The following is a 10,899-nucleotide window of genomic DNA, read 5'->3' as shown; positions in this document are numbered from 1 at the left end:
GCGGTGATCCGGGCCTCCAGTCCGGTGCCCTGTTACGGACGTGCGCTGCGGCGGATGCCCGGCGCGACGCGGACCGCGTTCCGCCGTCGGGTCACCAGGAGCACGCCCGCCAGCATGAGCGCGAGTGCCGCGAGCCCGATGCCGACCAGCCCGGTCGCGCCCGTGAAGGCGAGCTCGGTGCCGTGGACGATCGCGGCGAGCCCGGTCGGGAACCGAACCGTGACGGTCGCGCTGACCGTCTGTCCCGCGCTGTCGGTGACCTCGTAACCGACGAAGGTGGTTCCGGTGAAGCCTTCCTGCGGGGTGAAGACGACCCGGCCGTCTCGGATCGTCCACGTGCCCTGGTCGGCGATGACCACCCGGTCGGTCGGTGTGCCGGACTCCGGGTGCAGCAGGTGCAGCGTGCCGGGCTCGAACGTGGCGCCGCCGGTGGCGGAGTCGTTGTCGAGCGGATCCACGACGGCCCGGTGTCCGACGATCCCGGTGGCGGAGTCGTCGGTGGCGACCGCCGCGGCGACCACGGTCATGGTCGCGGTGGCGGTGGCCGTCTGCCCCGAGGCGTCCGTCACCGTGTAGGTGAAGGCGTCCGTGCCGGTGAAGCCGGCGGCCGGGGTGTAGACGTACGCGCCGTTCCGCTGGATCGTGACGGTGCCGTGGGCGGGCTTCCGGGCCGGGGCGGCGGTGAGGCCGGCGCCCTGGTCGTCGGCGAGCAGGCCGTGGCGGGCGTCGCGGGTGACGGGGGTGCCGGACACGGTGTGCCCGGAGTCGTCCGCCGCGGCGATGCCGACCGTGATCGTGACGGTGGCGTCGACCTGCTGCTGCATCGAGTCCTGCGCACGGTACGTGACGGTGTCGGTGCCCGAGAAGCCCTTCGCCGGGGTGTAGACGAACGTCCCGTCGGCGGCGATGGAGGCCCTGCCGTGACGGGCCTGACCCACCGCGACGACCGTCAGGGCGTCACCGTGGTCGTTGCCGAGCACGCCGTGGCCGGCGACCCGGACCGTCTTGCCGGCCGTGGTCGTGGCCTTGTCGTCCTTCGCGGCCGGGGCGACGTCGATGACGACGCGCGCGAACGCCGCGGTGCCGTCGGCGTCGTTGGCCGAGTAGGTGAACCAGTCACGGCCGGACCAGTTCGACGTGGGCGTGTAGACGTACGAGCCGTCCTTCTCGAGCGACAGCTTTCCGTTGAACGGCTTCGTCTCCATGGCGGCCCAGAGCCCACGACCGGAGTCACCGACCAGCACGCCCTTGTCGGCGGTCATGCGCATGCTGCGGTTGGTCGACATGGTGTGCCAGTGGTCGACCGCAGCGACGCCGACGACGACCGTGACCGTCGCGGTCGAGGTCCGTCCGGCGCCGTCGGTCACCGTGTACTCGAACGTGTCCGCGCCGGAGAAGCCCTTCGCCGGGGTGTAGACCAGCGAGCCGGGCTCGGTTCCCTCGGTCACGGTGCCGTGCTCGGCGCGGCCGTGCGCCGTGACGGCGAGGCCGGTGCCGCGGTCGTTGCCGGTCAGGGTCGCGCCGCTGATCGGCAGCGCGGTGTTGGCCGCGGTGCGCAGGGCGTCGGCGACCGCGGTCGGCGTGACGGTCACGGTGACGGTCGCCGTCGCGGTGCCGCCGGTCGGGTCGGTCACCGTGTAGGTGAACGTATCCGTGCCGGAGAACCCCTCGGCGGGCGTGTACGTCACCGAGCTGGCACCGGTCGGGCCGGTTGCGCCGCCGCCGGTTCCGCCTGCCGTCGTGCTGCCGGTGATCGTCGCGGTGCCGTGGCCGGGCTTCGAGACCGCGGTGACGGCGAGCTTCGTGCCCGAGTCGTTGCCGGTGACGGCGACGTCGACGGGGGTCGCGGCGCTCGTCGTCGCGGTGTCCGCGGCGGCCTTCGGGGCGACGACGATCGTCACGGTGCCCGTGGTCGTCCCGCCGGAGCCGTCGGTGACCGTGTAGTCGAACCCGTCCGGGCCGGAGTAGCCCGGCTCGGGCTTGTACGTGTACGAGCCGTCCTCGTCGACCGTCACGTCACCGTGCGAGGGCTTGGTGTGGTCGGTGACCGCCAGGTCGGTGCCCTTCGCACCGTCGAGCAGTCCGGTGCCGGCCGGCACGGTGGTGGTGGCGTCGGCCTCGGCCGAGGTCGACCCGCCACCGGCGACCGGGGTGACGGTGACCGTCACGGTGCCGGTGTTCGTGGCGCCCGACGGGTCCGTCACCGTGTAGGTGACGGTGTCCGTGCCGGAGAAGCCGTCCTTCGGCGTGTACGTGATCGTGCCGTCGTCGTTGCGGGTCGCGGTGCCGTTCTCCCCGTCGGTGACGGACACGACGGTCAGGCCGGTGCCGTGGTCGTTGCCCGTCAGGGCGCCGGAGGTGACTGTGGTGCTGCCTCCCGCCGCGACGGTGACGGTGTCGAGCTCCGTGCCGGGGCGGACCGTGACCGTCACGGTGCCGGTGGTGGTGCGACCGGCGGGGTCCGTCGCCGTGTAGGTGAAGGTGTCCGTCCCCGAGAAGCCGTCCTTCGGCGTGTACGTGTACGAGCCGTTCGCGGCGAGCTCGACCGTGCCGTGTGCGGGCTGCTGGTCGACGGCCGCGGTCAGGCCGGTGCCCCGGTCGTTCGCGAGCACGCCGTCGCCCTTCGCGACGGTCAGCGTCGAGCCGGCCGTGGCGGTGGCGGTGTCGGCCGTGGCGCGGGGGCCGACGACGACGGTGACCGTGCCGGTCGTGGAGCGGCCTGCTCCGTCGACCACCGTGTAGGTGAAGGTGTCCGTGCCCGAGAAGCCGTCGGCCGGGGTGTAGACGACGCGGCCGGTGGCTCGGTCGAGCGTGACGGTGCCGCGGGCGGCGCCGGTCTCGCCGGTGCCGGTGCCTGTGCCGGTCTCGCCGGTGCCGGTGCCTGTGCCGGTCTCGCCGGTGCTGTTGCCGGCGCCGCCGGCGGCCCCGCCTGCGGTCACGTCGGTCACGATCAGCCCCGTGCCCCGGTCGTTGCCGGTCAGGGCGGCGGCGTCGAGGGTCAGCGCCTGATCGGCCCGGGTCGACACCGTGTCGGCGGTCGCGACGGGCCGCACGGTGATCGTGACGGTCGCCGCACCGGTGGTGACACCGCTGCCGTCGGTCACCGTGTAGGTGAACGAGTCGGTGCCGGACGCTCCGACGGTCGGCGTGTACTCAACCGAGCCGTCCGCTGCGACGACGGCCGTGCCGTGGGACGGACCGGTGACGATCGTGGTCTCGAGGTCCGAGCCACGGTCGTTCGCCTGCACGTCGATCGTCACCGGGGTGCCGGAGTCCGTCGACGCGGTGTCGGCGCCGATGGTCGGGTTGACCGTGATGGTGACGGTCGCGGTGCTCGGCGAGCCGGAGCCGTCGACCGCCGTGTACGTGAACGCGTCGGGGCCGGAGTACCCCTCGGCCGGCGTGTACGTGAACGTGCCGGTGGCCTTGTCGAGTGTCAGCGCACCGTGCGAGGGGGACGTGTTCGACGCCACGGTGAGCCCGGTGCCGGAGTCGTTGCCGAGCACGCCGGTCGCACGGGTGTCGGCCGTGGCCGTTACCCCCGCGGCGACCTTGACGGTGTCGTCCTGCGCGGCCGGGGCGACCTGCACGGTGACGGTGACGGTGTCGGTCCCGCCGCTGCCGTCGGTCACCGTGTACGCGAAGGAGTCAGTGCCGGAGAACCCGGCTGCCGGGGTGTACGAGTACGAGCCGTCCGGACGCACCGTCGCCGAACCGTGCGCGGGGGTGCTGTTGCCCGTGACCGTCAGGCCGGTGCCCAGGTCGTTGTCGAGCACGTTGCCGGTCGTCGTCGACCCGGCCGTCGCGGTGGCAGCATCGGCCGTCGCGGTCGGCAGCACGGTGAGCCGCACCGTCGCGGTGACGGTCGCGCCGGAGCCGTCCTTCGCGGTGTACGTGAACGCGTCCGGGCCGGAGTACCCCTTGTCGGCGCCGTAGGAGAACGACCCGTCGGGGCCGATCTTCACCAGACCGTGCGACGGCTGACCGTGACCGGTGAGGGTCAGGTCCGACCCCCGGTCGTTCGCCAGCACGCCGTCCGCGGCGTTCACCGTGAGCACGGTGCCCGCGTGCACGCTGTACGCGTCGTCGGAGCCCTTCGGTGCGACGGTGACGGTCACGGTGCTGGTCGAGGTCTGCCCGGAGGAGTCCTTCGCCGTGTACTGGAACGTGTCCGAGCCGGAGAACCCGCCGGCCGGGGTGTACGTGTACGAGCCGTCGGCCGCGACCGTGGCGGTGCCGTGCGCCGGCGTGGTGTTCGAGACCACGGACAGGCCGGTCCCCTGGTCGTTCGCGAGCACACCCGAGGCAGCCGGCACCGACAGCACCGTGCCCGTGGGGGTCGTGGCGGTGTCGCTGCTGGTGGTGACGTGCGTGGCCTTCAGCGTGTTCGTGAAGGTGACCAGGACGTCCGTGCCGTCCGCGGTGGTGGCTGCCGGGAACGTGAAGGTCCCCGTCGTGCCGGTGCCGCTGGCGACGACCGCGTCGCTGTTCAGGTTCACGGCCTTCCACGTGGTCGTGTAGTTCGACGGGTCGGTGGTCCCCACCGCCGTCTGGCGGGCGGTGTAGGTCTTGTTCGGGGTCGACAGGACCGCGCCCGCCTTCTGGGGCTGCGTGCCGGCGGCCGTGCCGTTGGTGGTGGCCGTGTTGCCGGTCGAGACGCCGCCCCCGGTCACCGCCAGACCGAACTGGTCGGACGGACTCCACCGCTGGTCGACGCTCGACTGCGCCGCCAGGGTGTTGGCGTAGTTGCAGGACGCCAGGTCGCTCGGTGCGTAGCCGTTCGCGATCGTGAACGTGCTGACCTGCGCGCCCGAACCCGGATCGATCTTGTACATCGTGGAGCCGACCGAGGCGAACAGGTAGCCGTCGGACGAGAACGCGATGCCGGGGCTACCGCTCGTGCTCGCGTCGATCGGCAGGGTCGCGACCTTCGAGGTGGTCAGAGCTGTGGTGCCCGCGGTCGTCGGGACCGTCTCGGTATCGACGCGACGGATCTCGTTGCCGGTGACGACGAACAGCAGCCCGCGGGTGCTGAACGCCATGTCACCGTTCTTGTTGGTGAGCAGGTTGCCGATGGTGCCGACCTGGCCGATCTTCGCGCCGGTCTTCGTGTCGTACGCACCGAGGTACGCGGGGTTCGCGCCGCTCGCGTAGTAGTAGATGCCGGTCGCCGGGTTGATCGCACCACGGAGCAGCTGGTGGCTGCCGTTCGGGTCCGCGGCGGTCACGTCGGCAATCCGGGCATCGTTCACCGCGTCGTACCCGGTGATCGTGTTGCCGTTGTTGATCGACGCGTACGCGGCGACACCGTTGCGGGCGACCGCGAGGGCGTTGTCGCCCGGCGCCATGCTCGTGACGTTCGTGACGGCACCGGTGGTGGCGTCGATGGCGGCGAGCTGGTTCGCGGCGGTGTTGATGCCGTACAGCGTGTTCTGGTCGCAGGCCAGCGCGCCGGCTGCGGCGGCGGGGTCGGCCACGACGGCCTGGGTCAGACCGACGCCGGCGAGGAGCGCGGCGCCGAGCATGGCGACGGCGCGCAGGCCGGGATGGCTTCTGGGCACAGCGGTGCCCGGGTTCGTACGCTGCATGATCACTTTCGGGTCGAGACGATGCGGGCACCGAGACCGACCGGAGGATCAGGGAGAACGGTCGTTGGCGCCAGGTTGATCCTGGCAGTTCCTCGTGTTCGGATGGGGACAATCCGGGTCCCCAATAGGGGGGACCACTCGTTCAGGGGGTACGCGGCGGTCCGGCACGTCTCGGTCCGCCGTTGCGAGCCGTTCGCGCCCCGGGCGCACGGAAGAACCCCCGCCGGCAGGCCGGCGGGGGTTCGAGGATCAGCGAGCGATCAGCAGTGGATCACGCGGTCGGACGGATCACGTCCGGCAGCAGCACGTGCAGGCGCTCGGACAGGCGCGCCTTCGCCTCGTCGAGCGAGCGGAAGTCCCCGACGTACTCACCGAAGGTGTCGGAGACGAAGAAGTGGTTGCCCTGACGGTCGACGGTGCCGCCGTAGTAGCCGCCGTAGTTCGCGACCCACAGGCCGGTGTCGGCCTGGGCCCACGAGATGCGGACGGGGGCTGCCTGCACGGGAGCCACGACCTGGGCCTCGATCTCGGCGATGACCTCGATCGTCTGGGTGTCCAGGGTCACCTCGGCCTGCTGGCGGTGGGCGACGGTCGTGCTCATGGTCATGCTCCTTCGTGCTGTGCTGCGTACTGGGTGGTGCCGGTGGTTCCGGGTGGTGCGGGCGTCGCGATCGACGCCGGTGGAGCTGGTGTCCGTCGTCGTCACTCGACCGGCCGGATGACCGGCGGGAGCATGACGTGCAGCTGGTCCTCGAGCTTGGTCTGTGCCTCTTCGAGGGAGGAGAACTCGCCCACGACGAGCCCGAAGGTGTCGGAGGCCACGTAGCGGTCGTCGCGCTTGTCGACGCTGCCGCCGAAGTACCCGCCGTAGCCGGCGATCCACTCGCCCTGGTCTTCCTGCACCCAGGTGACCTTGGCGCGCTTGGGGCGCGAGGAGAGCGCTGCATCGGCCTCGAGGATCGCGATGGTGTCCACGGTGTCGGTGTCGAGGGTGACCTCGGCCTGCGTCGCGTTGTTCACGGTGATGCTCATGTCGCTCTCCTTCACGATCCGGGGTACATCTGCTGACACCAGAACGCTACGAGAAGTGCCGAGGGGATCGCCAGCCAGGCCCGTCGATTCACGGGTTTCGTCAATGCCGTCCATCGGGCAGCCCCGGATTTCCGGGCAGGTGCGTCGCACTTCCGGGGTACAGCGCCAGGATCGGGGTACTCGTTTTCCGGATCGCCGGGATCGGGGGACGAGATGGTGCGGACACCTGCCTGGAGGCGCGACTCGCTAGCGTCGGCACGTGACCTCCGACAAGCCCCGCGTCGACGACCGCGCTCCGGCCACCTGGCGCAGCCGTCGGTTCGCGACGGGGCTGGCGATCGCCTACGGCGTCGCCCTGGCGCTCGTCGGGTTCTGGGGCTCCCCCGTCGACGCCGCAGGGGCCCCGTGGCTCACCCGTGTCCTCGCAGCCGCGCACCGTCACGGTCTGCCCGAGCGCATCGACTACGCCACCGTGGAGTCCCTGGCGAACGTGGTCTACTTCGTGCCGCTCGGCCTGCTCGTGGTGCTGCTCGCCGGTGCGCGCTGGTGGTGGGCCGCCATCGCCGCGGGGCTCGTCGTCAGCACGTGCATCGAGACCGGTCAGGCACTGTTCCTGCCCGCCCGCACCGCGACCATCGACGACGTCGTCGCCAACGGCGTGGGGGCACTCCTGGGGGCCGTGGTGGGTGTGCTGCTGCTCAGCCGTGCAGCTCGGCGTCGCTGAGTACGATCTCCGGACACGAAGAAGCCCCCGGAGCAGATGCTCCGGGGGCTTCGTTCAGTGTGTCGAGACTCAGACGGACTCGCGCTGGCGGCGGACCGAGCCGCGGACCAGCAGGAGGCCACCACCGAGGACGACTGCGCCGCCGGCGACCCAGATGGCGAGCATCGAGATCGTGGAGCCGGTGAAGGCGAGGGTTCCGTCGCCGGCACCGGCGGCCGGCACAGCAGCGGCACCGTCAGCCGGGACGACCGTCAGGGCCGAGGTGGCGACGTTGCCCGAGGTGGCGCCGGTCGCGGTGAGCGAGTAGGTGCCCGAAGCGCCCTGCGGCAGCGTGACCGAGACCGAGGCGGCACCGTTGGACGAAGCCGTGTAGGTCTTCGAGACCGTCGTGATGGGCAGCGCGCCCAGCGTGACGGCGCCCGCACCGGTGACCGAGACCGTGACGGTCTCGTTCGGCGCGAACGAGCCTGCGGCGAAGCCGACGACCGCGGTACCACCGGCGACGGCCGGGCCGGAGACGCTGACGTTCGAGGCAGGCACGTAGCCCGCGGCGTTGGCGGCGGTCGGGATGGCGACGAACGCGGCAGCAGCCAGAACGACTGCAGCGATGATCTTCTTCATGGAGGAGTCCCCTAGATGCTGATGGCTTCGCGCGGATGAAAGTGCGACCAGCCCCAGTTACTTGCAGGCGCGATTGCGAAGTTCGCTCAATCTACCGGGGATTCACAGCTCGTGACCAGCGGTTGTGTAACAGAGCGGTGAACACCCGGCGTCGACACCGCGTCGACCGGAGTGCGGCCCTGCCCGGACGGCCCGAGCCACTCGACGCGGATTTTTGTGCTTTTTCCTGGTGAGAGCAGCGTTTCGAACTGCGCAACGGGGTGCTTTCCGTCCATCGCAGTCTGTGGCGACGCAGGTCGCTCATCCTGAGACGAGGTGACGTAGACCCCCGAAGAGGGGGCGTAGACGGCAACGTTTGTCCGCACAGCGCCGCGTGCAACGCCGAACGCACCGGCACCTGTCACGTAGTCGGGCAGGTTCGTCGCGGCATCAGCGGGTGCCGTGTTCTTCAAGGTGACCTCGATGGTCCACGTCGGCCGGCCATCCTTCCGGCACACTTGACTACCAACGGAGACGGTCTTCTCGAGGTAGTAGTCCATCTTCGCCCCGGTCGCGTCGTTCAGGTAGACACCGAACTGCTGCGAGCTCGAGTCGCTGATCGGCAGCCCACCCGCGATGGCGGTCCCGACGAGCTCCGACTGCTCGTTCTTGTCGGCGCTCCAGAGCTTGACCCGTCCCTCGTCGACACCTGTCGTCAGCGCCGCGATGAACTGCTTGGGGTCAAAGCCGCCCGCGGACACCTTCGTGAACACCGCGCTGGCTGCTGAAGCGAAGAACAGGTCCTGCACCGCAGGATCAGGGTACTTCGCGTACGCGTCACTGAGCAGCAGCTGTACCGCATTGTCCGAGGTCAGCCGGTCCCCCGTCGGCAGGTCGACCGGTCCGGTCGCCTTCAGGATGTAGCCGAGCGTCACGGGGTCGATCGACAGTACGCCGTCGACCCGCTGCCCGAACTGCCGCTTCCACATCTCCCGCGCCAGCTTCGCCGAGGTGTCGAATCGTGGCGTCAACGTGACGTCCTGGATGAACTCCCCGGTGATCGAGCCGTACAAGCCCTGCGTCTCCGTGCTCAGTGGCAGTACTGGTTTGTCGGCCTGCGGGAAGTCGGACGTCGACGCCTGCTGCCCGAGCGAGATCGCACCGTCCCGGATGTCCAGCAGCGCAACGGCTCCGGGGATCCCTCCACCGGCACGCAGCTCCGCGTTGTTCTGAAACATCACGAGGTATTGTTTCGTGCCGCCCGCGCCGAGCATCGACGGTGCGAGCCGCACGACCCTGTTAGCCGAGTCGGCCTGCGCGGACGCAGACGACAGGGATGACCGGAGTTTGTTCACCGCGTGCGACACGGCTGACACCGTGTTGCTGGTGTCGATCTCACCCGCGGAACGCGTGGCCGCCCTGAGCGTTGCCGTAGCCTTCGCGACGGCCGGCTGCGCCGCCACCAACGGCTGGAGGTTGATCTTCCCGGCTTCCGGCTTGAAAGCGTCGACGTCTACGTCCCCGAGGACCCCTGCGACAGGTCGGACGGCGTCGCTGGCGACATCGTCGACCACCACAGCTATCTGTCGGACGGCGCGGAGGTTCCCGCCTACGAGCGGGGCGTGCTCGAAAGCCGCCCACACCGGATCGCTCGTCTTCGATCGCGCATCCGCGGCGCTCGATTCCAGTTTCGCAGCCGTCCGTTGCGCTGCCTCAGAGTCGCCCTGCTCGAGCTGGGACCGGAGCGTCGAAACATGGGCGACCGCCTCTTCGAGGTCCTGCTTCGCGAGCATCCCCCGGATGGCCACCCACGCGATCGAGGCGATCACGAGCAAGACGAGGAAGAGGACGCCCCACAAGAACCACCGGGGACGGGAGCCCCAGAGTCGAGCAGCGCGTCGAGACTCGGGTTCGTCCGACATGGACTCATCTTAGGATGGCGTCAGCACCGAACCGGGCGTGATTGCGGGAGAGGGCTGAACGTCTGTACGAACGACCCGAGGATTCCGTCAGAGTGATGTCTCAACCGAAGTCCGTGGCGCTCTCCGTCATGTTCAACAACGAAGCCACGATCCGAGGGATGGTTCAGTCGCTTGCCGCGAACGCGGAGAGCATCGACGAGGTCGTGCTGGTGGACAACGGATCGTCCGATCGGACGATCGAGGTTGCTCGGGATGCGCTCCGAGCGGTCGATCTGCCAGCGGTCATCGTGCCCTCGAGCAATAGTGGATTCGCTGGCGGCTACGAAACAGCCCGGCTGTCCATCTCGACCGCCGGAAACTTGCTCTGCGTCAACCCGGACGTGGAGCTCGCCCCGGGCACGGTCCAACTCCTCCTTGAGGCGGCCCGGTTGCCCGGAGTGGCGATCGCGACGGCGCCGCTGCACAACCTCGACGGAACCGAAGACACGGCGTCACGACGTCGGCTTCCAACTCTGCGTGGAGCATCGATGTACGCGGTGCTCGGGAAGCTCATGCCAGCGAGGGCGCGGTACAACGCAGTGCAGCGAGACAAGTTGAGTAGCGGCCCCGTTCTCGCGGACGGAACGGTGACAACCCGCGTCGAAGCGACCACTGGGGCGTTGATGATGCTCTCGCAGAACTTCCGCTCGAGCCACACGACGGTCTTCGATCTCGATTACTGGATGTACGGAGAAGACCTCCAACTCTGCCTGGACGCTGCGCGCGATGGGCAAGCCGTGCTCATGGTCGAGACCAAGGCCTCGATACATGTCAAGGGGGCTTCGAGCGGCTTCCCGCGCTCGCGAGCATCTGACCGTGCTTTCCACAATGCGTTGCGGACCTACTACCGCAAGAACCTTCGACGGAACCTCTTCGAGCAGATCGTTATCGATGCGGCGATCGAGATCCGCTTCAACTACTCGCGGCTCCGTTCGACGCTTGCTCACAAGCGCAGCGCTAGGCGCCTCCGTTGACGGAGTCGCTGCCACGCTGG

General features: G+C 69.7%; 7 protein-coding genes. 2 read left to right on the top strand and 5 right to left on the bottom strand.

Annotated elements, in window-relative coordinates:
* Positions 1-32: 32 nt before the first annotated feature.
* From BIU91_RS04395 to BIU91_RS04385, 3 genes are all read right to left on the bottom strand, one after another.
* Positions 33-5,561, bottom strand: coding sequence for an Ig-like domain-containing protein (locus BIU91_RS04395; protein WP_139196585.1), 5,529 nt, complete (start codon positions 5,559-5,561; stop codon positions 33-35).
* Positions 5,562-5,859: 298 nt separating this feature from the next.
* Positions 5,860-6,189 carry a hypothetical protein gene (locus BIU91_RS04390; protein WP_253183686.1) on the bottom strand — a complete coding sequence of 110 codons (330 nt, stop codon included), beginning with the start codon at positions 6,187-6,189 and terminating at the stop codon, positions 5,860-5,862.
* 101 nt (positions 6,190-6,290) lie between these two features.
* Positions 6,291-6,620 carry a hypothetical protein gene (locus BIU91_RS04385; protein WP_071248415.1) on the bottom strand — a complete coding sequence of 110 codons (330 nt, stop codon included), beginning with the start codon at positions 6,618-6,620 and terminating at the stop codon, positions 6,291-6,293.
* A 259-nt stretch (positions 6,621-6,879) separates the two neighbouring features.
* On the opposite strand from BIU91_RS04385, the gene BIU91_RS04380 reads away from it, so the two are divergent.
* On the top strand, positions 6,880-7,344 hold the full coding sequence (locus BIU91_RS04380; protein ID WP_084740580.1) for a VanZ family protein: 465 nt from the start codon (positions 6,880-6,882) through the stop codon (positions 7,342-7,344).
* A gap of 69 nt (positions 7,345-7,413) precedes the next feature.
* Here the strand turns inward: BIU91_RS04380 and BIU91_RS04375 are convergent, their stop codons facing one another.
* Both BIU91_RS04375 and BIU91_RS04370 read right to left on the bottom strand, forming a co-directional pair.
* Positions 7,414-7,965, bottom strand: a complete 552-nt coding sequence (locus BIU91_RS04375) for a hypothetical protein (protein WP_071404375.1) — start codon at positions 7,963-7,965, stop codon at positions 7,414-7,416.
* An 86-nt stretch (positions 7,966-8,051) separates the two neighbouring features.
* A complete protein-coding gene (locus BIU91_RS04370; RefSeq protein WP_071404374.1) occupies positions 8,052-9,866 on the bottom strand; it encodes a DUF4012 domain-containing protein in 1,815 nt (604 codons plus the stop codon).
* A gap of 95 nt (positions 9,867-9,961) precedes the next feature.
* Here BIU91_RS04370 and BIU91_RS04365 point away from each other — a divergent pair, with 95 nt between their 5' ends.
* On the top strand, positions 9,962-10,879 hold the full coding sequence (locus BIU91_RS04365; protein WP_139196584.1) for a glycosyltransferase family 2 protein: 918 nt from the start codon (positions 9,962-9,964) through the stop codon (positions 10,877-10,879).
* The last annotated feature ends 20 nt before the right edge of the window (positions 10,880-10,899 follow it).

Source organism: Curtobacterium sp. MMLR14_002 (assembly GCF_001864975.1).
Classification (GTDB): Bacteria; Actinomycetota; Actinomycetes; order Actinomycetales; family Microbacteriaceae; genus Curtobacterium; species Curtobacterium flaccumfaciens.
This window is presented reverse-complemented; position numbering and strand designations above follow the sequence as displayed.

Excerpts from the sequence above, each read along its gene's own strand:
- BIU91_RS04365 (WP_139196584.1), top strand. The coding sequence starts at position 9,962 with ATGTCTCAACCGAAGTCCGTGGCGCTCTCCGTCATGTTCAACAACGAA.
- BIU91_RS04390 (WP_253183686.1), bottom strand. The coding sequence starts at position 6,189 with ATGAGCACGACCGTCGCCCACCGCCAGCAGGCCGAGGTGACCCTGGAC.
- BIU91_RS04385 (WP_071248415.1), bottom strand. The coding sequence starts at position 6,620 with ATGAGCATCACCGTGAACAACGCGACGCAGGCCGAGGTCACCCTCGAC.
- BIU91_RS04370 (WP_071404374.1), bottom strand. The coding sequence starts at position 9,866 with ATGTCGGACGAACCCGAGTCTCGACGCGCTGCTCGACTCTGGGGCTCC.
- BIU91_RS04375 (WP_071404375.1), bottom strand. The coding sequence starts at position 7,965 with ATGAAGAAGATCATCGCTGCAGTCGTTCTGGCTGCTGCCGCGTTCGTC.